The following is a 25,132-nucleotide window of genomic DNA, read 5'->3' as shown; positions in this document are numbered from 1 at the left end:
GCTGAAAATTTTCTCTCAATCCGCCAAAACAGCTTCGGCGTTGTAAGGTTAAGCCTCACGGTTCATTAGTACCGGTTAGCTCAACGCATCGCTGCGCTTACACACCCGGCCTATCAACGTCGTCGTCTTCAACGTTCCTTCAGGACCCTTAAAGGGTCAGGGAGAACTCATCTCGGGGCAAGTTTCGTGCTTAGATGCTTTCAGCACTTATCTCTTCCGCATTTAGCTACCGGGCAGTGCCATTGGCATGACAACCCGAACACCAGTGATGCGTCCACTCCGGTCCTCTCGTACTAGGAGCAGCCCCCCTCAATTCTCCAGCGCCCACGGCAGATAGGGACCGAACTGTCTCACGACGTTCTAAACCCAGCTCGCGTACCACTTTAAATGGCGAACAGCCATACCCTTGGGACCTACTTCAGCCCCAGGATGTGATGAGCCGACATCGAGGTGCCAAACACCGCCGTCGATATGAACTCTTGGGCGGTATCAGCCTGTTATCCCCGGAGTACCTTTTATCCGTTGAGCGATGGCCCTTCCATTCAGAACCACCGGATCACTAAGACCTGCTTTCGCACCTGCTCGCGCCGTCACGCTCGCAGTCAAGCTAGCTTATGCCTTTGCACTAACCTCCTGATGTCCGACCAGGATTAGCTAACCTTCGTGCTCCTCCGTTACTCTTTAGGAGGAGACCGCCCCAGTCAAACTACCCACCAGACACTGTCCGCAACCCGGATTACGGGCCCACGTTAGAACACCAGCCATTAAAGGGTGGTATTTCAAGGGCGGCTCCACACGAACTGGCGTCCGCGCTTCAAAGCCTCCCACCTATCCTACACATCAAGGACCAGTGTTCAGTGTCAAGCTATAGTAAAGGTTCACGGGGTCTTTCCGTCTTGCCGCGGGTACACTGCATCTTCACAGCGAGTTCAATTTCACTGAGTCTCGGGTGGAGACAGCCTGGCCATCATTACGCCATTCGTGCAGGTCGGAACTTACCCGACAAGGAATTTCGCTACCTTAGGACCGTTATAGTTACGGCCGCCGTTTACCGGGGCTTCGATCAAGAGCTTCTCCTTACGGATAACCCCATCAATTAACCTTCCGGCACCGGGCAGGCGTCACACCGTATACGTCCACTTTCGTGTTTGCACAGTGCTGTGTTTTTAATAAACAGTTGCAGCCAGCTGGTATCTTCGACTGATTTCAGCTCCACGAGTAAATCGCTTCACCTACATATCAGCGTGCCTTCTCCCGAAGTTACGGCACCATTTTGCCTAGTTCCTTCACCCGAGTTCTCTCAAGCGCCTTGGTATTCTCTACCTGACCACCTGTGTCGGTTTGGGGTACGATCTGATGTTACCTGATGCTTAGAGGCTTTTCCTGGAAGCAGGGCATTTGTTGCTTCAGCACCGTAGTGCCTCGTCATCACGCCTCAGTGTTAAAGTGAACCGGATTTACCTGGAACACACACCTACACGCTTAAACCGGGACAACCGTCGCCCGGCCAACATAGCCTTCTCCGTCCCCCCTTCGCAGTAACACCTGGTACAGGAATATTAACCTGTTTCCCATCGACTACGCCTTTCGGCCTCGCCTTAGGGGTCGACTCACCCTGCCCCGATTAACGTTGGACAGGAACCCTTGGTCTTCCGGCGAGCGGGCTTTTCACCCGCTTTATCGTTACTTATGTCAGCATTCGCACTTCTGATACCTCCAGCATGCCTCACAGCACACCTTCACAGGCTTACAGAACGCTCCCCTACCCAACAACACTTCGTGTCGCTGCCGCAGCTTCGGTGCATGGTTTAGCCCCGTTACATCTTCCGCGCAGGCCGACTCGACCAGTGAGCTATTACGCTTTCTTTAAATGATGGCTGCTTCTAAGCCAACATCCTGGCTGTCTGAGCCTTCCCACATCGTTTCCCACTTAACCATGACTTTGGGACCTTAGCTGGCGGTCTGGGTTGTTTCCCTCTTCACGACGGACGTTAGCACCCGCCGTGTGTCTCCCGTGGTAACATTCTCCGGTATTCGCAGTTTGCATCGGGTTGGTAAGCCGGGATGGCCCCCTAGCCGAAACAGTGCTCTACCCCCGGAGATGAATTCACGAGGCGCTACCTAAATAGCTTTCGGGGAGAACCAGCTATCTCCCGGTTTGATTGGCCTTTCACCCCCAGCCACAAGTCATCCGCTAATTTTTCAACATTAGTCGGTTCGGTCCTCCAGTTAGTGTTACCCAACCTTCAACCTGCCCATGGCTAGATCACCGGGTTTCGGGTCTATACCCTGCAACTTAACGCCCAGTTAAGACTCGGTTTCCCTTCGGCTCCCCTATTCGGTTAACCTTGCTACAGAATATAAGTCGCTGACCCATTATACAAAAGGTACGCAGTCACCCCATAAAGAGGCTCCCACTGCTTGTACGTACACGGTTTCAGGTTCTTTTTCACTCCCCTCGCCGGGGTTCTTTTCGCCTTTCCCTCACGGTACTGGTTCACTATCGGTCAGTCAGGAGTATTTAGCCTTGGAGGATGGTCCCCCCATATTCAGACAGGATACCACGTGTCCCGCCCTACTCATCGAGCTCACANNACATGCAATTTTGTGTACGGGGCTGTCACCCTGTATCGCCGGCCTTTCCAGACCGTTCCACTACCACACATGCTGATTCAGGCTCTGGGCTGCTCCCCGTTCGCTCGCCGCTACTGGGGGAATCTCGGTTGATTTCTTTTCCTCGGGGTACTTAGATGTTTCAGTTCCCCCGGTTCGCCTCGTTAACCTATGGATTCAGTTAACGATAGTGCAACGAATTGCACTGGGTTTCCCCATTCGGACATCGCCGGTTATAACGGTTCATATCACCTTACCGACGCTTTTCGCAGATTAGCACGTCCTTCATCGCCTCTGACTGCCAGGGCATCCACCGTGTACGCTTAGTCGCTTAACCTCACAACCCGAAGATGTTTCTTTCGATTCATCATCATGTTGCGAAAATTTGAGAGACTCGAACACACCATTAACAGTGTGTCGTTTCAATTTTCAGCTTGATCCAGATTTTTAAAGAGCAAATATCTCAAACATGACTCGCTGAGTCAGTTTTGAGATACAAAGGCCGGCGACTTTCACTCACACAAACCAGCAAGTGGCGTCCCCTAGGGGATTCGAACCCCTGTTACCGCCGTGAAAGGGCGGTGTCCTGGGCCTCTAGACGAAGGGGACACTGAAGTCTGCTTCGGCAAGACGCCTTGCTTTTTACTTTTCATCAGACAATCTGTGTGGGCACTACAAAGGCAGGTTCTTTAAGGTAAGGAGGTGATCCAACCGCAGGTTCCCCTACGGTTACCTTGTTACGACTTCACCCCAGTCATGAATCACAAAGTGGTAAGCGCCCTCCCGAAGGTTAAGCTACCTACTTCTTTTGCAACCCACTCCCATGGTGTGACGGGCGGTGTGTACAAGGCCCGGGAACGTATTCACCGTGGCATTCTGATCCACGATTACTAGCGATTCCGACTTCATGGAGTCGAGTTGCAGACTCCAATCCGGACTACGACATACTTTATGAGGTCCGCTTGCTCTCGCGAGGTCGCTTCTCTTTGTATATGCCATTGTAGCACGTGTGTAGCCCTGGTCGTAAGGGCCATGATGACTTGACGTCATCCCCACCTTCCTCCAGTTTATCACTGGCAGTCTCCTTTGAGTTCCCGGCCGGACCGCTGGCAACAAAGGATAAGGGTTGCGCTCGTTGCGGGACTTAACCCAACATTTCACAACACGAGCTGACGACAGCCATGCAGCACCTGTCTCACAGTTCCCGAAGGCACCAAGGCATCTCTGCCAAGTTCTGTGGATGTCAAGACCAGGTAAGGTTCTTCGCGTTGCATCGAATTAAACCACATGCTCCACCGCTTGTGCGGGCCCCCGTCAATTCATTTGAGTTTTAACCTTGCGGCCGTACTCCCCAGGCGGTCTATTTAACGCGTTAGCTCCGGAAGCCACGCCTCAAGGGCACAACCTCCAAATAGACATCGTTTACGGCGTGGACTACCAGGGTATCTAATCCTGTTTGCTCCCCACGCTTTCGCACCTGAGCGTCAGTCTTCGTCCAGGGGGCCGCCTTCGCCACCGGTATTCCTCCAGATCTCTACGCATTTCACCGCTACACCTGGAATTCTACCCCCCTCTACGAGACTCAAGCCTGCCAGTTTCGAATGCAGTTCCCAGGTTGAGCCCGGGGATTTCACATCCGACTTGACAGACCGCCTGCGTGCGCTTTACGCCCAGTAATTCCGATTAACGCTTGCACCCTCCGTATTACCGCGGCTGCTGGCACGGAGTTAGCCGGTGCTTCTTCTGCGGGTAACGTCAATGGCTAAGGTTATTAACCNNNNCACCTTCCTCCCCGCTGAAAGTACTTTACAACCCGAAGGCCTTCTTCATACACGCGGCATGGCTGCATCAGGCTTGCGCCCATTGTGCAATATTCCCCACTGCTGCCTCCCGTAGGAGTCTGGACCGTGTCTCAGTTCCAGTGTGGCTGGTCATCCTCTCAGACCAGCTAGGGATCGTCGCCTTGGTGAGCCGTTACCTCACCAACTAGCTAATCCCATCTGGGCACATCCGATGGCAAGAGGCCCGAAGGTCCCCCTCTTTGGTCTTGCGACATTATGCGGTATTAGCTACCGTTTCCAGTAGTTATCCCCCTCCATCGGGCAGTTTCCCAGACATTACTCACCCGTCCGCCACTCGTCAGCAAAGCAGCAAGCTGCTTCCTGTTACCGTTCGACTTGCATGTGTTAGGCCTGCCGCCAGCGTTCAATCTGAGCCATGATCAAACTCTTCAATTTAAGTTTGATGCTCCTAGAATTAAACGTCGTAATGAATTACGTGTTCACTCTTTGAGACTTGGTATTCATTTTTCGTCTTGCGACGTTAAGAATCCATGTCACTCTGAGTGCCCACACAGATTGTCTGATAAATTGTTAAAGAGCAGTTGCGACGCGCTTTAGCGCTCTGTCGCGAGGTGGCGTATATTACGCTTTCCTCTTTCAGAGTCAACCCTGATTTTCAGGATTTTTCTCTTCAACCGAACCGGCTGTTTGTGTGAAGTGATTCACATCCGCCGTGTCGATGGAGGCGCATTATAGGGAGTTCCCGAGCATCCGCAATAGAAAAGTTGCAGAAAAATGACTGACTGCTGCATTCCCCAGCAAACCCCCACCTTATACCCTTTTACACACAGACTTATCCACAATCGTCGGGATCTTTGAGCGGATCTTCCCTGCCGTTAACGATCTATATAGAGAGAAAATCAGAACCAGAATCGAAAAAGAAAAATTCGCGAGCGTTGCGCAAACGTTTTCGTTACAATGCCCCCGCAAAACAAGGATGCCCCGTTAGGGGCGTTAGCTAAGTTTTTCACGAAAAATTCAGCTAACGCTCTCTGTTATCGTCAAATCCAGGGGATTTACCATGCAACAACGTCGTCCAGTCCGCCGCGCTCTGCTCAGTGTTTCTGACAAAGCTGGTATCGTCGAATTCGCCCAGGCACTTTCCGCACGTGGTGTGGATCTGCTGTCGACAGGGGGCACTGCCCGTCTGTTAGCAGAGAAAGGTCTGCCGGTGACCGAAGTTTCCGATTACACCGGTTTCCCGGAAATGATGGATGGACGCGTCAAAACCCTGCATCCTAAAGTACACGGCGGCATTCTCGGTCGTCGCGGTCAGGATGACGGGATTATGGAACAGCACGGCATCGCCCCCATCGACATGGTGGTTGTTAACCTTTATCCGTTCGCCCAGACCGTTGCCCGCGAAGGCTGCTCACTGGAAGATGCTGTAGAGAACATTGACATCGGCGGGCCGACAATGGTGCGCTCTGCCGCAAAGAACCATAAAGATGTCGCAATCGTTGTAAAGAGCAGCGACTACGACGCCATTATTGAAGAGATGGATGCCAACGACGGTTCTTTGACCCTCGATACCCGTTTCGACCTCGCGATTAAAGCCTTCGAACACACCGCCGCTTACGACAGTATGATTGCCAACTATTTTGGCAGCATGGTTCCGGCCTATCACGGCGAAAGCAAAGACGCCGCGGGTCGCTTCCCGCGGACGCTGAACCTGAACTTCATTAAGAAGCAGGATATGCGCTACGGTGAAAACAGCCACCAGCAGGCTGCCTTCTATATAGAAGAGAACGTACAAGAAGCCTCCGTTGCAACCGCTCAGCAGGTTCAGGGCAAAGCGCTCTCCTATAACAACATCGCCGATACCGACGCCGCGCTGGAATGTGTGAAAGAGTTCAGCGAGCCAGCCTGCGTTATCGTCAAGCACGCGAACCCATGCGGCGTTGCCGTAAGCACCTCTATTCTGGATGCCTACGATCGCGCCTACAAAACCGACCCAACATCTGCCTTCGGCGGCATCATCGCCTTTAACCGCGAACTGGATGCTGAAACGGCGCAGGCCATCATCTCCCGTCAGTTTGTCGAAGTGATCATCGCTCCATCAGCGACCGATGAGGCGCTGAAAATCACCGCTGCCAAGCAAAACGTGCGCGTTCTGACCTGCGGTCAGTGGGCTGAGCGCGTGCCGGGCCTGGACTTCAAACGTGTTAACGGCGGTCTGCTGGTACAGGATCGCGATCTGGGTATGGTCACTGCCGGTGAGCTGCGCGTGGTGACGAAGCGCCAGCCGACCGAACAGGAACTGCGCGACGCGCTGTTCTGCTGGAAAGTCGCGAAGTTCGTTAAATCCAACGCCATTGTTTACGCCAAAGAGAACATGACTATCGGTATTGGCGCAGGCCAGATGAGCCGCGTCTACTCCGCTAAAATTGCCGGGATCAAAGCCGCGGATGAAGGTCTGGAAGTGAAAGGTTCCGCGATGGCGTCCGACGCCTTCTTCCCGTTCCGCGATGGTATTGATGCTGCTGCCGCTGTTGGCGTGAGCTGCGTGATCCAGCCAGGCGGTTCCATCCGTGATGATGAAGTCATTGCCGCCGCTGACGAACACGGCATTGCGATGATCTTCACCGACATGCGCCACTTCCGCCATTAATGGAGCGAAACATGAAAGTATTAGTTATCGGAAACGGCGGGCGCGAGCACGCTCTGGCGTGGAAAGCCGCTCAGTCACCAACAGTGGCAACCGTATTTGTTGCACCGGGTAACGCCGGCACCGCGCTGGAACCGACGCTGCAAAACGTCGCGATCGGCGCAACCGATATTCCGGCACTGCTGAACTTTGCCCAGAGTGAAAAGATTGACCTGACGATCGTCGGCCCGGAAGCGCCGCTGGTGAAAGGCGTGGTCGATACCTTCCGTGCGGCGGGCCTGAAAATCTTCGGTCCAACCGCAGGCGCGGCACAACTGGAAGGTTCCAAAGCGTTCACCAAAGATTTCCTTGCACGTCACCAGATCCCGACGGCCGAATATCAGAACTTTACGGAGATCGAACCAGCTCTCGCTTATCTGCGTGAGAAAGGCGCGCCGATCGTCATTAAGGCTGACGGTCTGGCTGCCGGTAAGGGTGTGATTGTCGCAATGACGCTGGAAGAAGCCGAAGCCGCCGTACATGATATGCTGGCTGGCAACGCGTTTGGCGACGCGGGTCATCGCATCGTGATTGAAGAGTTCCTCGACGGCGAAGAAGCCAGCTTTATCGTGATGGTCGACGGCGAGCACGTCTTGCCAATGGCGACCAGTCAGGATCATAAGCGCGTAGGCGATGGTGATACCGGCCTGAACACCGGCGGGATGGGTGCCTATTCTCCGGCGCCGGTGGTGACGGATGACGTCCACCAGCGCACGATGGAACGCATCATCTGGCCAACCGTCAAAGGCATGGCGGCAGAAGGTAACACCTATACCGGTTTCCTGTATGCCGGTCTGATGATCGACAAACAGGGCAATCCGAAGGTGATCGAATTTAACTGCCGCTTTGGCGATCCGGAAACCCAGCCCATCATGCTGCGTATGAAATCCGATCTGGTTGAGCTTTGCCTTGCTGCCTGCGAAGGCAAACTGGACGAGCAAAAATCAGAGTGGGATGATCGCGCCTCGCTTGGCGTGGTGATGGCAGCGGGCGGTTATCCTGGCGATTATCGCACCGGCGACGTGATCCACGGTTTGCCATTGGAAGAAGTGGCAGATGGCAAAGTGTTCCACGCCGGCACCCGACTGGACGATAACGAGCAGGTTATCACCAGCGGTGGTCGCGTGCTGTGCGTCACTGCGCTGGGGGATACGGTGGCAGAGGCGCAGAAACGCGCCTATGCCTTAATGACCGATATCCACTGGGACGACTGTTTTTGCCGTAAAGACATCGGCTGGCGCGCCATTGAGCGTGAACAGAACTAACGCGACAGTTTCGCCAGCAGCGTCTTTCGCGTAATCCCTAGCTGACGGGCGGCTTCCGTTTTGTTGCCGCCCGTTTTTTCCAGCGCCGCCAGAATCACCTCTTTTTCGACTTCCACCAGCGGCTGAATGGCCTGCTCCGTCATGAGCGGCAGGGGCTGACTCGCGATCGCCAGCGGCAGCTCGCGCTCAGAAATATACTCTCCGGTCAGCAGGACCACTGAACGCTCAATTGCATTTTCCAGCTCACGGATATTCCCCGGCCAGTCGTAGTGAATCAGCAGATCCATCGCCCGTGGGGTAAACCCTTTCACCGCCTTACGGTTACGTTCAGCAAACCGCTGGCGAAAGTGGTCAGCCAACAGGGGGATATCTTCCCGCCGCTGACGCAGCGACGGCGTTTCAATGGTCACTACGTTCAGGCGATAGTAGAGATCCTGACGAAAACGTCCGGCTTGCACCTCTTGTGCCAGATCGCGATGAGTCGCGGCAATCAGGCGGACATCGACCGAGATCGTCTGGTTGCTGCCCACACGCTGAACTTCGCGTTCCTGAATCGCCCGCAGTAACCGCACCTGCATCATCGGCGAGATATCACCAATCTCATCAAGAAACAGCGTGCCGCCATCGGCTTCGACAAAACGCCCTTCCCGGCGCTTGTCGGCACCGGTAAATGCGCCTTTTTCATGACCGAACAGCTCAGATTCCAGTAGCGACTCGTTGAGCGCCGCGCAGTTCAACGTTATCAGCGGTTTGTCGCTCCGCTCACTGCAGGCATGCAGCGCGCGCGCCACCAGCTCTTTCCCGGTGCCAGAATCTCCATGAATCAATACCGTTGCATCGGAAGGCGCAACCATCGCAATTTCACTCAGCAGTTGCTGCATCGCCGGGCTTTCGCCGACCATCCCAAACTGCGAGGCGGAAACTGACGGCAGCTCGCTAGCGGATGCTCGCGTATGCGCCAGCGCGTTTTCCAGCGTCGTTTGCAGATTGTCAAAATCCAACGGTTTGATTAAGTAATCCTGCGCGCCGGTTTTTAGCGCCTCTACCGCCGTCTCCACGCTGGAAAACGCCGTCATGATCAGCACCGGAATTGCCGGGTTCAGCGTCTTGATCTCTTTCAGCGTTTCGATGCCGTCCATCTCCGCCATGCGTACATCGCACAACACGAGGTCAAAGACGTGTTCACGCACCTGCTCGAGTGCGGCTCGCCCGCTGTAGGCCAGCGCGACGTCATAGCCCCATCCTCGCAGTAATGCCTGTAAAATAGTGCAGTGGCTGACGTCGTCATCCACCACCAGAATATCGATCTTTGCGCGAATCATCCTTGTGAATCCTTACGTGTTAACGTCACCGGGAGCCAGAGGGTGAACGTTGCGCCTTTACCTGGCAGGCTATCCGCCTGGATCGTCCCGCCATGCTGTTCAATGATGTTCTGTACCACCGCCAGCCCCAGTCCCGTACCGTCCGCTTTCGTCGTGAAATAAGGGGTGAAAATGGCGGCCAGCTGTTCCGCCGCAATCCCTTTCCCGCTGTCTGCAACGGTGATTTTAACGCGATCGGCTCCGCTTGTGCTTGCCTCAACGCGGATGCTTCCCTGCCGATCGATGGCATGAATCGCGTTCAGATAAAGATTCAGCAACACCTGCGTCAGCCGGTCCGGGTCAGCCTGAATGGGCGGCAGTGCAGGGTCAGACACAAATTGCAGCTCAATCGCCCGACTCTGCGCGTCCTGGCTGACCAGTTGCAGAGAGTGGTCAATTACCGCATTGAGATCCACCGACTGCAAGGACAAGTGCGCGGGCTTCACCAGTTCCAGCAGTTCACTGACCACCCGGTTTAAACGATCGGCCTCTTTCGCCATCACCTGCGCCAGTTCATGCGCTTCACCGCCCGCTGGCGCGCGTTCAGCAAAGTACTTTGCCAGTCCTTTGATGGAAGAGAGCGGATTTCGAATCTCATGCGCGACGCCTGCGGCCAGATGCCCGATCGCCACCAGCTTCTCTTTACGGTTCATCTCATCCTGCAACAGCTGGCGAGAACGCAGGTATCGCCGGTACCAGAAAAACGTCAGGAGGGTCGCCAGCAGCACGGTGGTCAGCGCGAAAAGCATAATCAGCGTATTACGCCACTCACGCGCCTGCGTCACGGCCAACTCACTGGCATCAAAGGCGATAAAAATGAACTGATGAGCAGAACCCGGCATTGCGCCATTACCACGCGACAACCCACGCATCCCGTGTCGTCCAGGGAAAAACAGCGGCTGGAACTGACGATAGATCTCCAGCGCCGGAACGGTCTGCCCCTGCGCATCCGTCGCGTCAAGCGCACGCCAGCGCGCCTCTTCTCCTGGGTGTAATGTGTGCATCTCTGCTGGCGAGTAGAGCGTTTTCCCGACCAGGGCAGGATCGCTGTGCATGACAACGTTGCCCTGCGCATCGGTCACGGCAAACCACAGCACGCCTGGCTGCCCCGCCATCTCTTCGAGCAGCGTTTGCTGCTGAGCATGATGCATCCGCATGCCCATCCCGACGCGCGTCCCCGACTCCAGTGCACGGATTAGCACACTACCTTTTTCCAGCAGCGTCTGCCGCGCTGCGTCACTTTCACGCCCGTAATCACGGATCACCATCACGGCAAATAGCCCAACCAGAATCAGGATGATGGCGGGTAGCACCCCGCTCAACCATCGGGCTACCGTATCCTTATGTTCTCGCATCATTCTCATCAGCTCTGAGTGACTCAATCCCTTCTTTTCAGCAGAAATCATGCCACTTTTCGCGGCTCGTATCCCGGTCTTGCCACACAAACTGCCGACAACGCCGGGTAAAAATGACCCACTGCGTCCTTCCGGCGAGTCATTTTTACTCGCTTTGCTGGCCTGTGCATCGCCAGAACCCGCGCCGGGCGGGAAGAATCAGTCTGGCACGGAAGATGCAATACAGAAGATAAGACCACCCACAGGAGGATAAATGATGAAACGGAACACGAAAGCAGGCCTGGCGCTGATCGCCCTCTCTTTGATGGTGCTGGGCTCCAGCCCCGCCCTGGCGCGGCATCACTGGGGGAACGGCGGCGGCATGTGGCAACAAAATGGCAGTGGACTGAGCGCAGAGCAGCAGGCTGCCGCGCAAAAAATCCATAATGACTTTTACAACCAGACTAACGCCCTACGCCAACAACTGATGTCCAAACGCTATGAATACAACGCGCTGTTAGCGACGAATCCGCCGGATACCGCCAAAATCAATGCGGTGGCGAAAGAGATGGAATCCTTAAGACAGTCACTGGATGAACAACGGGTAAAACGGGATGTTGCCATGGCTCAGGCCGGTGTCCCTGGCGGTATGGGGATGGGTTACGGCGGATGCGGTGGTCGTGGCGGCCACATGGGAATGGGACACTGGTAATGTTTTGCCTGATGGCGCGTCGCTTATCAGGCCTACAGAATGTCTGATGTAGGCCGCCATCCGGCCCCCATCAAAACGTTTTTTCTTTTGGCTGCCAGTGGCAGAAGTCGGAATTCGCCACCAGCAGAAGCTGTGACCCTTCGGGCGCCTCCAGCCATGCCACGCTGACGTCAACAGATGAATGGCTCTGGCGGCGCTCAATGTGACTCATCGCCCAGGCATCTAAATCCGGTTTAATCGTCTCGCCTTCGCAGGTGGTAACCGTACGTTCAGCGGCATGCCAGCGTCCCTGACGCAAGACCACCCGCCCCTGTCGCAATGCATCGCTGGTCTGGCGGATCTGCTCGGCACGGTAACGGTACAATTCGATTTGGTCGTTCGACAACTGCTGTTTATGACCATCGACTTCGCGCTGCATAAAGCTCAACTCGCCGCGATCGTCAAAACGCACGCGGATATGCTCCGGCGGTTCGCCATAAATATTGAGTTCTATCAGTGAAAGGGAATCACCCTGCCAGCGGTACTCGCTGGTTGTGGTACTGCCATTACGCCACGGACTGAACACCGAAAGCATATGGACGCCGTCTGATGCGTCTTTACGCCAGATACGCACCGCACCCTGGTTGTCAGCAAACCCACTGGCGGTAAACGGCGGAAGAGAGGCGTTATGGCTACAGGCCGTTAGCAACAGCACGCCTGCTAACGTCAACGTGCGACGCCAGACAGACGAAAGGGGCGAAGCCGCCCCTTCATTAAAACTGTTCACAGCCACGCGGTCTTACTTAACTGCGTCTTTCAGTGCTTTACCAGAAACAAACGCCGGTACGTTAGCTGCGGCGATTTTGATTTCTTTACCGGTCTGCGGGTTGCGGCCAGTGCGCTCAGCACGGTGGTTCACTTTGAAGGTACCGAAACCAACCAGTTGTACAGCATCGCCTTCTTTCAGAGACTCAGTAATAGCAGCCAGAGTGGATTCCAGAGCAGCTTTAGCCTGGGTTTTGGACAGTTCTGCTTTGTCTGCAATTACATCAATCAGTTGAGTCTTGTTCATAAGTTATCCTTACAATGTGTTTATCGCTTGCTAAGCATCGAGTGCGACGGAAATGCCAGAAAAGCACTCTCCTGCATACACGCACCGATAGCCACTTTTTTTCGCCCTCCAAATGTAGACCAGACGGGGGGCGGAAGGGAAGCCTTCAGGTACGACAATTCAGAAGTTAAATCACGTTTTCGTGTCTTACTGCTGCAAATTTATACCGATATTGCTCTCGCCAGCCTCACGCAGGTCTGCTCTAAGCCCTTTTATCAGCTCAATGTCGCGTTCTTCACAGTCAGCTAAAAGTCGGAATATTTCCCACTGAATATCCCACTCTTGCTCCACCGCCGGGTTATCTTTGAGCTCTTCATCGCTCATTTCTCGACCTGCCTGGGTCATTTCCAGCATCGCAACCGTAGTGATGGACGTCTTGCTGACTTCAATGGCGTGTTCCAGCGTCTCACCGCTCAAACGGGAATGAACCAGCTCGCTTAACGCCACGCAGGCATCAATGGCCGGATAAACCCCATACAAGTCATAATCGTCTGCCGCCGGGATCGCTTCTTCAAACTTCTCCAGTTGGCTGTCGAAATTCACTTTCGCGTCTTTGACCGTCAGCGTTTCCCAGATCAGGTCCAGAATACGGCGGTACACCTGTCCGTCGCCAAACCCGGTCTGTTGGCAGAACATGGCATAGTTCGGGTACATGCGCTCACACAGGCAGGCCATAAACGTGACGTGCTGCCAGCTTTCCAGACGTTCCAGACGCAGATGAATCGGGTTTTGTAACATGATGAATTCTCGAATCAGAAATTAGCGGCAGTGTACCGCAATCAGGGCTGAATTTCCTGCCATCGCATAAACGCCGGACGTTCCGATGCCACCGCATCCGCCCAGCGGGTTGGCTCCGGCAGGCGGTAGCCTTTCATACAGCGCTGCACCCACGCCAGGGCGCTGTCCAACCCGACACGATGGCCCGTAGCGATAAACAGCGGATTACAGCGCGCTTTGCTGCGCCAGACCCATGCCAGTTGCTCACCTTTGTCCATCAGCGGCGCCAGTGCGCCAGGTTCAGCAGAGAGTGGTTCGAACTTGCCGCACAATCGTTTTTTCGCCACACCAATGGTCGGCACATCCACCAACAGTCCGAAATGGCTGGCCACGCCGAGACGGCGCGGATGGGAAATACCGTGACCATCCACAAAGAGCAAATCGGGTTTTTGCGAGAGTTGCTCCCACGCTGCCAGCAACGCGGGATATTCACGGAAGGAGAGAAAGCCGGGGATATAAGGCATGGTGGTGGCGATGCGCGCCACTTTGTATTCCACCAGTTCCAGCGAGGGATATTTCAGCACAACCATCGCCGCCCGCGTCACCTCTCCGCCCTGTTCAAACCCCACGTCGGCCCCGCCGATCAGAGCCGGCGGATCGTTATCAAGTTGATCCACGCGGATTACAGATGAGGCCAGTTCAAGTTGTTGAGCGCGTAGCGACGCGAGGTCCATAAGGTCTCCTTAGCGGTGGTATTGCGCGGACAGCCGGTGCACCGCCTCCACAAAGGCGCCAGCATGTTCTGGCGGCACGTCCTGGTGGATGCCGTGACCGAGGTTAAAGACGTGGCCTTCCCCCTGGCCGAAACCAGAAAGTATAGACGCCACTTCTTCTTCGATCCGCGCCGCAGGCGCATAGAGCATGGAAGGATCCATGTTGCCCTGTAAAGCGACCTTGTGTCCCACGCGACGACGTGCATCGGCAATATCGGTGGTCCAGTCGAGCCCGAGCGCATCGCAGCCGGTTTCCGCCATCGCTTCCAGCCACTGTCCGCCACCTTTAGTAAACAGCGTCACCGGCACGCGGCGACCGTCGTTTTCACGCAGCAGGCCATCAACGATTTTGTGCATGTAATACAGCGAGAACTGCTGATAATCGCGTCCGGTCAGCACGCCACCCCAGGTGTCGAAAATCATCACCGACTGCGCGCCCGCCTTGATTTGAGCATTCAGATACAGCGTGACGCTCTTCGCCAGCTTATCAAGTAGCGCATGCAGCGTTTTCGGGTCGGCATACATCATCTTTTTAATCACGGTAAAGGCTTTGCTGCTTCCGCCTTCCACCATGTAGGTCGCCAGCGTCCACGGACTGCCGGAGAAGCCAATCAGCGGCACATCACCTTTTAGCTCGCGACGAATCGTGCGTACCGCGTTCATCACGTAGCCCAGTTCATCTTCCGGATCGGGAACCGGCAGTTTGTCGACATCGGCTTTGCAGGCGACCGGTGCAGTAAAACGCGGACCTTCACCCGCCTCAAACCAGAGCCCCAGCCCCATCGCATCCGGAATGGTCAGGATATCCGAGAAGAGGATCGCCGCATCAAGCGGATAACGGCGCAGCGGCTGGAGCGTCACTTCGCAGGCCAGCTCGGCATTTTTGCACAGCGACATAAAATCGCCCGCCTCTGCGCGGGTGGCTTTATATTCCGGTAAATAGCGGCCCGCCTGGCGCATCATCCATACCGGGGTGACATCAACGGGCTGGCGCAGCAGCGCACGCAGATAACGATCGTTCTTCAGTTCGGTCATTTTTGCAGTTCCTTATTGCGTCAGGCCGTCAGTGTATCATGTCATTCATACTCAGCCCGACACATTGCCACGGTATCTTCGATCAGACGCCGTGCGACGGTGCCTGGCGGCGGCAGGAGCGGTAAATCATCGTAGCGATACCAGTTAGCCTCCAGCAGCTCTTTCGGGTCGATGACAATCTCGCCGCTGTCATACTCCGCCATAAACGCAGTCATCAGCGACATCGGGAAAGGCCACGGCTGCGAGGTGATATAGCGCAGGTTTTTAATTTTAATGCCACTCTCTTCCATCACCTCACGTGCCACCGCCTGTTCCAGGGTTTCGCCCACCTCAACAAATCCGGCAAGTACGGTATGTACGCCGTTACGATGACGAACGTGTTGGGCAAGCAGGATCGAATCCTCACGGCGAATGGCGACGATAATGCAGGGGGCGATTTGCGGATAGTAACGTTCACGGCAGTGGGTACAGAGCATCGCCCACTCGGTTTTACTCGGATGCATCGGGTGCCCGCAGTAGCCACAGAATTTATGTGAGCGGTAGAATTCCGCTAGCTGTACTCCGCGCCCCGCCAGTTGAAATAGCCCTACATCCTGATCGATCACCTGACGAACCGATCCCATCTCGTGACGTCGATGCTGTTGCACCAGCCAGACAGGCTCCCCTTCCCACTCTCCGATTTGCAGCGCTGGCTGCCCGACAAGATCGAAAGTTGCCGCATCGCCGTGTGGCAATTCGCCATGAGGCAACCATAATTTTTGCTCATGGCTGACGATCCACCAGCCGTGATCTAATTTTTCAATTATACGATCCATAGCTCTTGCACTACCTTTGCTTCACTGGCATGTTGATAACATTATTTTTACAATTCCTGCGTGAGCAGTTTTTAAATCTACACTTGCGGAGTCAATCATGCTAAACCAGCTGGAAGACCTGACAGAGCGCGTCAGAGGAAGTAACAAACTGGTTGATCGCTGGCTACATGTACGTAAGCATCTGCTCGTGGCTTACTACAATCTGGTTGGCATTAAGCCTGGCAAAGAATCGTACATGCAACTGAATGAAAAAGCGCTGGATGATTTTTGTCAGAGCCTGGTCGACTACCTCTCCACCGGACACTTCAGTATTTATGAACGTATTCTGCATAAATTGGAAGGTAACGGGCAGCTTTTAAAAGCGACAAAAATTTGGCCGCTACTGGAAGCTAACACACAACGCATCATGGACTACTATGACTCCAGTCTGGAAACGGCGATTGATCACGATAACTGCCTGGAGTTTCAACAGGTTTTATCCGATCTCGGCGAAGCGCTGGAAGCCCGATTTGCGCTGGAAGATAAGCTGATCATGCTGGTCTTTGACGCCATGCATGACAATGCGGTCATCAAACGTCCTGCTTGAGTTCGGCGCACAGAACGCGTAGTTTACCCCTATTGCCTCTTATCAGAGGTTACATCTTGTCGGAGTGCCTGGTGTGAAAACACCGGCTGAGACCGTTAATTCGGGATCCGCGGAACCTGATCAGGTTAAAACCTGCGAAGGGAACAAGAGTAATTCTGCTTTATGCGTAAGCCTTAACGGGCGTCGCACACCTATTACTCATCCGTCGTCTGACAAGCCATCTCCTTACTTTTTTGGAATGAGCTATGTCTGCAACTACCCCTAAATTGTCCCGCCGCGAACAGCGCGCGCAAGCACAACACTTTATCGATACGCTGGAAGGCACAGCCTTCCCGAACTCAAAACGGATCTACATCACCGGTTCACAACACGATCTTCGCGTCCCGATGCGGGAAATTCAGCTTAGCCCGACGCTCATCGGCGGCAGCAAAGCGGAACCGCAGTTTGAAGAGAACGAAGCGATTCCGGTGTACGACACCTCCGGTCCGTATGGTGATCCGGATGTGGCAATTAACGTCCAGCAGGGGCTGACAAAGCTGCGCCAGCCGTGGATTGATGCGCGTAACGACAGCGAAGCCTTAACTGACCGCAGCTCTGTCTATACCAAAGAACGTCTGGCCGACGACGGTCTGGATGAACTGCGTTTCACCGGTTTGCTGACGCCAAAACGCGCGAAAGCAGGCAAATGCGTGACGCAACTGCACTACGCGCGCCAGGGTATCGTCACCCCGGAAATGGAGTTTATCGCCATTCGTGAAAACATGGGCCGTGAACGCATCCGCAGTGAAGTGTTACGCCAGCAGCATCCGGGTGAAGGATTTGGCGCACGCCTGCCGGAGAACATCACGCCGGAATTTGTGCGTGATGAAGTGGCCGCTGGACGAGCTATCATCCCCGCCAACATCAATCACCCGGAATCGGAACCGATGATTATCGGGCGTAATTTCCTGGTGAAGGTGAACGCCAATATCGGCAACTCTGCCGTCACCTCCTCCATCGAAGAAGAAGTGGAGAAACTGGTGTGGTCAACGCGCTGGGGAGCGGACACCGTAATGGACCTCTCCACCGGTCGCTATATCCATGAAACCCGCGAATGGATCCTGCGCAACAGCCCGGTGCCGATCGGTACCGTTCCGATCTACCAGGCGCTGGAGAAGGTCAACGGGATCGCCGAAGATCTGACGTGGGAAGCCTTCCGCGATACGCTGCTGGAGCAGGCCGAACAGGGGGTGGACTACTTCACCATTCATGCCGGAGTGCTGCTGCGCTATGTGCCGATGACCGCGAAACGCCTGACAGGGATTGTCTCGCGCGGAGGGTCCATTATGGCAAAATGGTGTCTCTCTCATCACAAAGAGAACTTCCTCTTCCAGCACTTCCGCGAGATTTGTGAAATCTGCGCTGCCTATGACGTGTCGTTGTCGCTCGGCGATGGCCTGCGTCCGGGTTCCCTTCAGGATGCCAATGACGAGGCGCAATTCTCGGAGCTGCATACGCTGGGGGAACTGACGAAGATCGCCTGGGAATACGATGTGCAGGTGATGATTGAAGGCCCGGGCCACGTGCCGATGCAGATGATCCGTCGCAATATGACCGAAGAGCTGGATCACTGTCATGAAGCGCCATTCTACACCTTAGGCCCGCTGACCACTGATATCGCACCGGGTTACGACCATTTCACCTCGGGAATTGGCGCAGCGATGATCGGCTGGTTTGGCTGCGCGATGCTCTGCTATGTCACCCCGAAAGAACACCTTGGCCTGCCAAACAAAGAAGATGTGAAACAGGGGCTGATTACCTACAAGATTGCCGCCCATGCCGCCGATCTGGCGAAAGGGCATCCGGGGGCGCAAATCCGTGATAACGCGATGTCCAAAGCGCGCTTTGAATTCCGCTGGGAAGACCAGTTTAATCTGGCGCTCGATCCGTTTACCGCCCGCGCTTACCACGATGAAACCCTGCCGCAGGAATCCGGCAAAGTCGCGCACTTCTGCTCCATGTGCGGCCCGAAATTCTGCTCAATGAAAATCAGTCAGGAAGTCCGTGACTACGCCGCCGCGCAGACCATCGAAGTGGGGATGGCGGATATGTCAGACACCTTCCGCGCCAAAGGCGGAGAAATCTACCTCAAACGGGAGGAAGTCTGATGATTCAACCCGATTTCCCAACGGTTCCTTTTCGCCTGGGCCTCTATCCGGTAGTCGACAGCGTAACGTGGATTGAACGCCTACTGGATGCGGGCGTGCGTACGCTCCAGTTGCGCATAAAAGACAAGCGTGATGAAGAGGTGGAAGCCGATGTGGTGGCCGCCATCGAACTGGGGCGGAAATACAACGCCCGTCTGTTTATTAACGATTACTGGCGGCTGGCGATCAGACATCGCGCCTATGGCGTGCATCTGGGTCAGGAAGATCTGGAAACCACCGAACTGAAGGCGATTCAGGCGGCGGGATTACGCCTGGGCGTCTCGACACACGACGATATGGAGATCGACGTAGCGCTGGCGGCACGTCCCTCCTACATCGCGCTGGGCCACGTTTTCCCGACGCAGACTAAGCAGATGCCGTCCGCGCCGCAGGGGCTGGAACAACTCGCACGGCATATCAATCGTCTGAATGATTACCCTACCGTCGCCATTGGCGGTATCAGCCTGGAGCGCGCACCCGCCGTGCTGGCGACTGGTGTAGGGAGTATTGCGGTGGTCAGCGCCATTACCCAGGCCGAAGACTGGCGGGCGGCCACCGCGCAATTGCTGGCGATAGCAGGAGCAGGCGATGAATGACCGTGACTTTATGCGCTATAGCCGTCAGATCCTGCTGGGCGATATCGCCATTGACGGTCAGCAAAAGCTGCTTGCCAGCCGTGTGCTGATCGTCGGGCTGGGCGGATTAGGCTCACCGACCGCGCTGTATCTGGCAGGAGCCGGTGTCGGCACGCTGGTGCTGGCTGACGACGATGAGGTTCATCTCAGCAACCTGCAGCGGCAGATCCTGTTCACCACGGATGACATTGCCCGCGCTAAATCGCAGGTTGCACAGCAGCGGCTGGCACGACTCAATCCGGATATCGAACTGCTCTCGCTGACGCAGCGTCTGAGTGGAGAGGCGCTCAGGCATGCAGTGGCGCAAGCGGATGTCGTGCTCGACTGCACCGACAACATGGCGACGCGTCAGGAAATTAACGCCGCCTGCGTGGCGCTCGATACCCCGCTGATCACCGCCAGCGCGGTCGGTTTTGGCGGCCAGTTGATGGTGTTGACGCCGCCCTGGTCACAAGGCTGCTATCGCTGCTTATGGCCGGATGACGCGGAACCCGAACGCAATTGCCGTACCGCAGGCGTTGTCGGCCCCGTCGTCGGGATGATGGGGACCCTGCAGGCACTCGAGGCAATCAAGCTCCTAAGCGGTATGGAGATACCCGGCGGCGAATTGCGCCTGTTTGACGGCAAAACCAGCCAGTGGCGCAGCCTGGCATTACGCCGCGCCAGCGGGTGCCCAGTGTGTGGAGGGCGACATGCGAATACAGTTCAATGATGAGCCAATGCAGTGTGCAGAAGGACTCTCCGTGCATACACTGCTGACGCAATTGAATCAGTTAAAACCCGGCGCCGCACTGGCGCTGAATCAACAGATCCTGCCCCGCGAGCAGTGGGAGCAGCACATCGTGCAGGAAGGCGACCAGATCCTGCTTTTTCAGGTTATCGCAGGGGGTTGAAATGTTACGAATTGCAGATAAAACGTTTGATTCGCATCTGTTCACGGGCACGGGTAAGTTTGCATCACCAGCATTAATGATTGACGCGATCCGCGCCTCCGGTAGCCAACTGGTGACGCTGGCCATGAAGCGTGTGGATTTGCGCCAGCAAAATGACGCCATCCTGGCTCCTCTTATCGACGCGGGCGTCACGCTGTTGCCCAACACCTCCGGGGCGAAAACGGCAGAAGAGGCAATCTTTGCCGCACAGCTTGCGCGCGAGGCGCTCGGTACCCATTGGCTGAAGCTGGAAATTCATCCCGATGCGCGCTGGTTGCTGCCGGACCCCATTGAAACGCTGAAAGCCGCCGAGGCACTGGTAAAACAAGGATTTGTGGTGCTGCCTTACTGCGGTGCGGATCCGGTGCTGTGTAAACGACTGGAAGAGGTGGGCTGTGCGGCAGTGATGCCGCTCGGCGCGCCGATTGGCTCTAATCAGGGGCTGGAAACCCGGGCCATGCTGGAGATTATTAACCAGCAGTCCACCGTTCCGGTCGTGGTGGATGCCGGAATCGGCGTACCCAGCCACGCCACGCAGGCGCTGGAAATGGGCGCGGACGCCGTGCTGGTGAATACGGCGATTGCCGTGGCGGACGATCCGGTGATGATGGCCCGCGCTTTCCGTCTGGCGGTAGAAGCCGGCCTTCTGGCGCGTCAGGCAGGACCGGGTAGTCGCAGCCGTCAGGCGCAGGCCACCAGCCCACTGACCGGTTTTCTGGAGATCCCGGTATGAAAACGTTCACCGACCGCTGGCAGCAACTCGACTGGGACGACATCCGCCTGCGCATCAACAGCAAAACGTCCGCTGACGTTGAGCGGGCGCTAAATGCCCCCCACCCCAGCCGCGACGATATGATGGCACTGCTGTCACCTGCCGCGAGCGCATACCTTGAACCGCTGGCACAGCGGGCGCAGACGCTGACCCGCCAGCGCTTCGGCAATACGGTGAGTTTTTACGTCCCGCTGTATCTCTCCAATCTGTGCGCTAACGACTGTACCTACTGCGGTTTTTCGATGAGTAACCGCATCAAGCGCAAGACGCTGAATGAAACGGACATTATCCGGGAGTGTGCGGCGATCCGCGAGCTGGGTTTCGAACATCTCCTGCTGGTCACCGGCGAGCATCAGGCAAAGGTCGGAATGGACTATTTCCGTCGCCACTTGCCCACCATTCGCCAGCAGTTTTCGTCATTACAGATGGAAGTTCAACCGTTAGCCGAGGCGGAATATGCCGAACTGAAAACGCTGGGACTCGACGGCGTGATGGTCTATCAGGAAACGTATCACGACGCGATGTACGCGCAGCACCATCTGAAGGGGAAAAAACAGGATTTCTTCTGGCGGCTGGAAACCCCGGACCGACTGGGGCGCGCCGGTATCGACAAAATCGGCCTCGGGGCGCTGATTGGTCTTTCCGACAACTGGCGGGTGGACTGCTATATGGTTGCAGAGCATTTGCTGTGGCTTCAGCAGCACTACTGGCAAAGCCGTTACTCGATTTCGTTCCCGCGCCTGCGTCCGTGCGCTGGCGGTATTGAGCCCGCCTCAATCATGGATGAGCGCCAACTGGTACAAACCATTTGCGCGTTCCGTCTGCTGGCACCGGAAATTGAGCTGTCGTTGTCGACGCGGGAGTCGCCCTGGTTTCGAGACCACGTGATCCCGCTGGCGATTAACAACGTCAGCGCGTTCTCGAAAACCCAGCCTGGCGGGTATGCGGACAATCATCCTGAACTGGAACAGTTCGCGCCACATGACAACCGCCGTCCCGAAACTGTCGCCGATGCACTTTCCGCGCAGGGGCTTCAGCCGGTATGGAAAGACTGGGATGCGTATCTGGGGCGCGCTTCGCAAAGGCGATGAACCGTCTTGCAAACGGGTAACCATTTTACGAGCCGCGACGAAAGAGAGAAAACGTGAGGTTGTTGTTAGCCTCTCACTTTTTTAACGTATCACCGTCAGCCTTAACGCTGTCCAGGGCGAAGAGCTTCTTCCTCGTTTCGCCCTGCCTTCACAGAAATCAGCGAGATAAAACACCAATTTCAGCCAAAAATGGCCACTGGGGTGTACACTTCTTAAGATAAATCACCTCGACTTATATCAGCGAGATTATAATTGCCTACATTCTTCCTGATATGCAGAGCCACATTGTTGGCTTCACTTCGCACTTCTCTTCGGGATTTACACTTTCTGGATAAGTACAGTAATGGCACGTCATAACAGAAAACTTTCATTCACGACGCCAATATTGGTGAGCTTTACGGGGATCATACTCAGCTTTTTGTTGATCGCCTTATTCATTACTTTTACGCAGAAGAATGATTTTCTTGAAGATTATCATGGCATTAATCGGAATTTCACCCATAACCTGGCGGTGAACTATACCGAGTCTTTGCTACGCGAAAATGATTATATCCTTGGTCGGGCGGCGACCTACTTTTCTCGTAATGACCACCTGAACGACACGGTTAACCTTGACCCGGAACAGGGTCTGAAAACCATCATGCAATTGCAGACGCTGATGCCGTCAGTCTCCTCGATCTCATTGGTAGATATAGAAGGCCATTACCTGCGCGCGCCCCAGGTGCTAAATACCGAACGCAGCAAAACATTCGACGTGAAATCGCGTCCCTGGTTTATGGATCAGGCTGAAGCTAGTACGTTTAGCAACTATACCGCCCCCTACATTGACTATTTTACGCACCACCCTACGGTGACGATCTACAAACCGGTCATCTCTCCCGAAGGGAAAATGAAAGGTACGATTGCGTTTCATCTTGATCTGACGTCAATGGGTTACGCATTGCGCCAGATGGTGGCTCCTGTGCAGGGCGAGTTCTATGTGGTCGACCGTGATGGAAAAGTGGTACTGCATCCAGATACAGGCGCGCTGTTTAAACAGTATGTCAGTAAAAAAACCATGAGCCGGATGACCAGCGGTGAAGGAAATCTGTACGACCCGGACACTCAGGACTGGTACTACTACTATTCGTTCACCAACCCGGACTGGTTTGTGATTTATCGGGTTTCAGATACAACCCTCGTCGATCTGACACGTCATGAGACCAACATTGTCGTCTGGGGATTTGCCCTTGCGGCGATCATCATTGCGCTGTTTGGTCTCTATCTACGCCACGCTTCACGCACGGTGCTGATGAATATCATCAACGCAATCAAGACCGGCGATGTGAAACGCGCGCCGCGCCTTGAAGCAATGCTGAGCAAAGCTATCGAGTCCAATAAGGAGCGCGAACTGGCTTACGTTCGACAGGCGACCATTGATGCCCTGACCGGTTGTAAAAACCGCCGCGCTTTTGACAGCGATATCGCCGCGCTGATGAACGATCACCAACCGTTCGTCCTGGCACTGGTGGATATTGATAACTTTAAATCCATCAATGATACCTGGGGACATTTGAATGGCGACATCGTCCTGCGTAACGTCGCGCGCGAAGGGATTCAGATCATGCAACCCGCCGCCGTTTCTGTCTATCGCTATGGCGGTGAGGAGTTTGCCGTGCTGTTCTCGGGTGAGCAATTGAACAACGCGCATACCCTACTGGAACGCTGGCGCATTGAGGTCGCGCAGCGCTCATGGCGTGAAGAGGGACTGCACGTCACCTTTAGCGCCGGACTCGGGGAATGGAATCTGGAAGCGCAGGAACAGCTGATCATGCGTGTAGATGAAGCGCTATACAAAGCCAAACAGGATGGAAAAAACCGGATTATTGCCGCGAATCGCTGATCATCCCTTCTCTGTAACGCCCGTTACGACGGGCTTTTTTTCATTTTGAGAAAAACCGCAACCGGTTTCATTATTTGTGCGATTTCTTTGTGATGCTTTACACACATTCGCGGTAAGGCGGTTGTTCTCATCACTCGCTCGGACTAAAGATGAAGTATCAATGGAACCGTGAGAGCGAACTATGAAGAATATCGTTTTATGCTGTGCCGCCGGTATGTCCACCAGCATGCTGGTACAACGAATGAAAGATGCCGCTCAGAAGAAAGGGATCGAAGTGACGATCAAGGCTGTGCCTGTCGCAGAGTTTAAAGAGAATATTGCCACGGCGGACATCGTTCTGCTCGGCCCGCAGGTCAAGTATGAGCAGGCAAAATTGCAGGCGCTGGCCGATCCGCTCGGTAAGAAAGTCGCCGTGATCGACATGATGGATTACGGCATGATGAAAGGCGATGTCGTGCTGGAAAAAGCCCTGAAGCTGATGGAGCACTAACATGGAAGAGTTAGAAACCATCATTATGGAACTGCTGGTTAATGCCGGAGCCGCACGAAGCCAGGCATTGACCGCCCTGCAACTGGCCCGCAAAGGTGACTTTGCCGGTGCCGAACAGGCGATGGAAGAGTCACGCGATTACGTCAAACTGGCGCATAAAATCCAGACGCAACTGATCGGGATCGATGAAGGGACCGGTAAGCTGCCGGTGAATCTGATCACCGTCCACTCGCAGGACCATCTGATGAACGCGATGGTGATTCAGGATCTGGCAGGTGACATGATTGAACTGTATCGCCGAATCCCGCTGGCAAACTGATAAAAAAGCCTGGTGGCGCTACGCTTACCGGGCCTA

Annotated in this window: 21 protein-coding genes, 1 tRNA gene, 2 rRNA genes and 1 riboswitch; of the genes, 13 read left to right on the top strand and 11 right to left on the bottom strand. The window is 55.1% G+C overall.

Going from position 1 to position 25,132, the window contains the following annotated elements:
* Positions 1-44: 44 nt before the first annotated feature.
* The 3 genes from JTI98_RS06560 to JTI98_RS06550 form a co-directional block, all read right to left on the bottom strand.
* Positions 45-2,950: ribosomal RNA gene (locus JTI98_RS06560) — 23S ribosomal RNA — on the bottom strand.
* A 196-nt stretch (positions 2,951-3,146) separates the two neighbouring features.
* A tRNA-Glu gene (locus JTI98_RS06555) sits at positions 3,147-3,222 on the bottom strand.
* A gap of 86 nt (positions 3,223-3,308) precedes the next feature.
* Positions 3,309-4,850 (bottom strand): 16S ribosomal RNA (locus tag JTI98_RS06550).
* Together the 16S and 23S rRNA genes with 1 tRNA gene alongside form the textbook arrangement of a ribosomal RNA operon.
* Before the next feature lie 625 nt (positions 4,851-5,475).
* Between JTI98_RS06550 and purH the strand changes: the two genes are divergently transcribed.
* Positions 5,476-7,065 (top strand): bifunctional phosphoribosylaminoimidazolecarboxamide formyltransferase/IMP cyclohydrolase, encoded by a 1,590-nt coding sequence (gene purH / locus JTI98_RS06545; protein WP_044326878.1) that lies wholly within the window; start codon positions 5,476-5,478, stop codon positions 7,063-7,065.
* A gap of 11 nt (positions 7,066-7,076) precedes the next feature.
* Positions 7,077-8,366 (top strand): phosphoribosylamine--glycine ligase, encoded by a 1,290-nt coding sequence (gene purD, locus JTI98_RS06540; protein WP_044256815.1) that lies wholly within the window; start codon positions 7,077-7,079, stop codon positions 8,364-8,366.
* Here purD and zraR read toward each other — a convergent pair.
* Positions 8,363-9,688: a sigma-54-dependent response regulator transcription factor ZraR gene (gene zraR, locus JTI98_RS06535; protein ID WP_058587261.1), complete on the bottom strand. Its 1,326-nt coding sequence runs from the start codon at positions 9,686-9,688 to the stop codon at positions 8,363-8,365. The two genes, purD and zraR, sit on opposite strands and share 4 nt — an antisense overlap.
* Positions 9,685-11,091 (bottom strand): two-component system sensor histidine kinase ZraS, encoded by a 1,407-nt coding sequence (gene zraS, locus JTI98_RS06530; RefSeq protein WP_216082228.1) that lies wholly within the window; start codon positions 11,089-11,091, stop codon positions 9,685-9,687. The genes zraR and zraS overlap by 4 nt, the downstream gene beginning before the upstream one ends.
* 247 nt (positions 11,092-11,338) lie before the next feature.
* On the opposite strand from zraS, the gene zraP reads away from it, so the two are divergent.
* Positions 11,339-11,773 carry a zinc resistance sensor/chaperone ZraP gene (gene zraP, locus JTI98_RS06525; protein ID WP_044268712.1) on the top strand — a complete coding sequence of 145 codons (435 nt, stop codon included), beginning with the start codon at positions 11,339-11,341 and terminating at the stop codon, positions 11,771-11,773.
* Between the two features lie 70 nt (positions 11,774-11,843).
* Here the strand turns inward: zraP and JTI98_RS06520 are convergent, their stop codons facing one another.
* From JTI98_RS06520 to nudC, 6 genes are all read right to left on the bottom strand, one after another.
* The gene (locus JTI98_RS06520; protein ID WP_043001799.1) at positions 11,844-12,539 is read right to left on the bottom strand and encodes a DUF1481 domain-containing protein; all 696 of its coding nucleotides are present in this window, start codon (positions 12,537-12,539) and stop codon (positions 11,844-11,846) included.
* A 12-nt stretch (positions 12,540-12,551) separates the two neighbouring features.
* Entirely contained in the window at positions 12,552-12,824 is a 273-nt protein-coding gene (gene hupA / locus JTI98_RS06515; protein WP_001044509.1) for a nucleoid-associated protein HU-alpha, read from the bottom strand.
* 186 nt (positions 12,825-13,010) lie between these two features.
* Positions 13,011-13,601: a YjaG family protein gene (locus tag JTI98_RS06510; protein WP_042998985.1), complete on the bottom strand. Its 591-nt coding sequence runs from the start codon at positions 13,599-13,601 to the stop codon at positions 13,011-13,013.
* Positions 13,602-13,642: 41 nt separating this feature from the next.
* A complete protein-coding gene (gene nfi / locus JTI98_RS06505; RefSeq protein ID WP_216082056.1) occupies positions 13,643-14,314 on the bottom strand; it encodes a deoxyribonuclease V in 672 nt (223 codons plus the stop codon).
* Positions 14,315-14,323: 9 nt separating this feature from the next.
* Complete coding sequence (gene hemE, locus JTI98_RS06500; RefSeq protein WP_216082055.1) at positions 14,324-15,388, bottom strand: uroporphyrinogen decarboxylase; 1,065 nt, start codon at positions 15,386-15,388, stop codon at positions 14,324-14,326.
* 41 nt (positions 15,389-15,429) lie between these two features.
* The gene (gene nudC, locus JTI98_RS06495; RefSeq protein WP_058587263.1) at positions 15,430-16,203 is read right to left on the bottom strand and encodes an NAD(+) diphosphatase; all 774 of its coding nucleotides are present in this window, start codon (positions 16,201-16,203) and stop codon (positions 15,430-15,432) included.
* Positions 16,204-16,300: 97 nt separating this feature from the next.
* Between nudC and JTI98_RS06490 the strand changes: the two genes are divergently transcribed.
* The 10 genes from JTI98_RS06490 to JTI98_RS06445 all read left to right on the top strand — a co-directional run bounded on the left by JTI98_RS06490 (position 16,301) and on the right by JTI98_RS06445 (position 25,096).
* The gene (locus tag JTI98_RS06490) at positions 16,301-16,789 is read left to right on the top strand and encodes an Rsd/AlgQ family anti-sigma factor (RefSeq protein ID WP_042998981.1); all 489 of its coding nucleotides are present in this window, start codon (positions 16,301-16,303) and stop codon (positions 16,787-16,789) included.
* Between the two features lie 50 nt (positions 16,790-16,839).
* Positions 16,840-16,949, top strand: a riboswitch (TPP riboswitch).
* 85 nt (positions 16,950-17,034) lie between these two features.
* Positions 17,035-18,936 carry a phosphomethylpyrimidine synthase ThiC gene (gene thiC, locus JTI98_RS06485; RefSeq protein ID WP_042998980.1) on the top strand — a complete coding sequence of 634 codons (1,902 nt, stop codon included), beginning with the start codon at positions 17,035-17,037 and terminating at the stop codon, positions 18,934-18,936.
* Positions 18,936-19,571, top strand: a complete 636-nt coding sequence (gene thiE, locus JTI98_RS06480; protein WP_216082054.1) for a thiamine phosphate synthase — start codon at positions 18,936-18,938, stop codon at positions 19,569-19,571. The genes thiC and thiE overlap by 1 nt, the downstream gene beginning before the upstream one ends.
* Positions 19,564-20,322 carry a HesA/MoeB/ThiF family protein gene (locus JTI98_RS06475; protein ID WP_216082053.1) on the top strand — a complete coding sequence of 253 codons (759 nt, stop codon included), beginning with the start codon at positions 19,564-19,566 and terminating at the stop codon, positions 20,320-20,322. The genes thiE and JTI98_RS06475 overlap by 8 nt, the downstream gene beginning before the upstream one ends.
* Positions 20,303-20,503 (top strand): sulfur carrier protein ThiS, encoded by a 201-nt coding sequence (thiS, locus tag JTI98_RS06470; protein ID WP_042998977.1) that lies wholly within the window; start codon positions 20,303-20,305, stop codon positions 20,501-20,503. The genes JTI98_RS06475 and thiS overlap by 20 nt, the downstream gene beginning before the upstream one ends.
* 1 nt (position 20,504) lies before the next feature.
* The gene (thiG, locus tag JTI98_RS06465) at positions 20,505-21,275 is read left to right on the top strand and encodes a thiazole synthase (RefSeq protein WP_216082052.1); all 771 of its coding nucleotides are present in this window, start codon (positions 20,505-20,507) and stop codon (positions 21,273-21,275) included.
* Positions 21,272-22,405, top strand: a complete 1,134-nt coding sequence (thiH, locus tag JTI98_RS06460) for a 2-iminoacetate synthase ThiH (RefSeq protein ID WP_044256803.1) — start codon at positions 21,272-21,274, stop codon at positions 22,403-22,405. Before thiG ends, thiH begins: the two co-directional genes overlap by 4 nt.
* Positions 22,406-22,748: 343 nt before the next feature.
* Positions 22,749-24,287, top strand: coding sequence for a sensor domain-containing diguanylate cyclase (locus tag JTI98_RS06455; protein ID WP_058587267.1), 1,539 nt, complete (start codon positions 22,749-22,751; stop codon positions 24,285-24,287).
* 181 nt (positions 24,288-24,468) lie between these two features.
* The gene (locus tag JTI98_RS06450; RefSeq protein ID WP_058587268.1) at positions 24,469-24,777 is read left to right on the top strand and encodes a PTS sugar transporter subunit IIB; all 309 of its coding nucleotides are present in this window, start codon (positions 24,469-24,471) and stop codon (positions 24,775-24,777) included.
* Position 24,778: 1 nt separating this feature from the next.
* The gene (locus JTI98_RS06445) at positions 24,779-25,096 is read left to right on the top strand and encodes a PTS lactose/cellobiose transporter subunit IIA (protein ID WP_042998972.1); all 318 of its coding nucleotides are present in this window, start codon (positions 24,779-24,781) and stop codon (positions 25,094-25,096) included.
* Positions 25,097-25,132: the final 36 nt, after the last annotated feature.

Origin of the sequence: Citrobacter sp. MGH 55, from assembly GCF_016906145.1 — a bacterium.
In the GTDB taxonomy this organism is placed as follows: Bacteria; Pseudomonadota; Gammaproteobacteria; order Enterobacterales; family Enterobacteriaceae; genus Citrobacter_A; species Citrobacter_A amalonaticus.
This window is presented reverse-complemented; position numbering and strand designations above follow the sequence as displayed.

Excerpts from the sequence above, each read along its gene's own strand:
- nudC (WP_058587263.1), bottom strand. The coding sequence starts at position 16,203 with ATGGATCGTATAATTGAAAAATTAGATCACGGCTGGTGGATCGTCAGC.
- purH (WP_044326878.1), top strand. The coding sequence starts at position 5,476 with ATGCAACAACGTCGTCCAGTCCGCCGCGCTCTGCTCAGTGTTTCTGAC.
- purD (WP_044256815.1), top strand. The coding sequence starts at position 7,077 with ATGAAAGTATTAGTTATCGGAAACGGCGGGCGCGAGCACGCTCTGGCG.
- JTI98_RS06490 (WP_042998981.1), top strand. The coding sequence starts at position 16,301 with ATGCTAAACCAGCTGGAAGACCTGACAGAGCGCGTCAGAGGAAGTAAC.
- nfi (WP_216082056.1), bottom strand. The coding sequence starts at position 14,314 with ATGGACCTCGCGTCGCTACGCGCTCAACAACTTGAACTGGCCTCATCT.
- zraP (WP_044268712.1), top strand. The coding sequence starts at position 11,339 with ATGAAACGGAACACGAAAGCAGGCCTGGCGCTGATCGCCCTCTCTTTG.
- JTI98_RS06445 (WP_042998972.1), top strand. The coding sequence starts at position 24,779 with ATGGAAGAGTTAGAAACCATCATTATGGAACTGCTGGTTAATGCCGGA.
- thiS (WP_042998977.1), top strand. The coding sequence starts at position 20,303 with ATGCGAATACAGTTCAATGATGAGCCAATGCAGTGTGCAGAAGGACTC.
- JTI98_RS06455 (WP_058587267.1), top strand. The coding sequence starts at position 22,749 with ATGGCACGTCATAACAGAAAACTTTCATTCACGACGCCAATATTGGTG.
- JTI98_RS06510 (WP_042998985.1), bottom strand. The coding sequence starts at position 13,601 with ATGTTACAAAACCCGATTCATCTGCGTCTGGAACGTCTGGAAAGCTGG.
- thiE (WP_216082054.1), top strand. The coding sequence starts at position 18,936 with ATGATTCAACCCGATTTCCCAACGGTTCCTTTTCGCCTGGGCCTCTAT.
- zraR (WP_058587261.1), bottom strand. The coding sequence starts at position 9,688 with ATGATTCGCGCAAAGATCGATATTCTGGTGGTGGATGACGACGTCAGC.
- thiH (WP_044256803.1), top strand. The coding sequence starts at position 21,272 with ATGAAAACGTTCACCGACCGCTGGCAGCAACTCGACTGGGACGACATC.
- zraS (WP_216082228.1), bottom strand. The coding sequence starts at position 11,091 with ATGAGAATGATGCGAGAACATAAGGATACGGTAGCCCGATGGTTGAGC.
- thiG (WP_216082052.1), top strand. The coding sequence starts at position 20,505 with ATGTTACGAATTGCAGATAAAACGTTTGATTCGCATCTGTTCACGGGC.
- hupA (WP_001044509.1), bottom strand. The coding sequence starts at position 12,824 with ATGAACAAGACTCAACTGATTGATGTAATTGCAGACAAAGCAGAACTG.
- hemE (WP_216082055.1), bottom strand. The coding sequence starts at position 15,388 with ATGACCGAACTGAAGAACGATCGTTATCTGCGTGCGCTGCTGCGCCAG.
- JTI98_RS06450 (WP_058587268.1), top strand. The coding sequence starts at position 24,469 with ATGAAGAATATCGTTTTATGCTGTGCCGCCGGTATGTCCACCAGCATG.
- JTI98_RS06475 (WP_216082053.1), top strand. The coding sequence starts at position 19,564 with ATGAATGACCGTGACTTTATGCGCTATAGCCGTCAGATCCTGCTGGGC.
- thiC (WP_042998980.1), top strand. The coding sequence starts at position 17,035 with ATGTCTGCAACTACCCCTAAATTGTCCCGCCGCGAACAGCGCGCGCAA.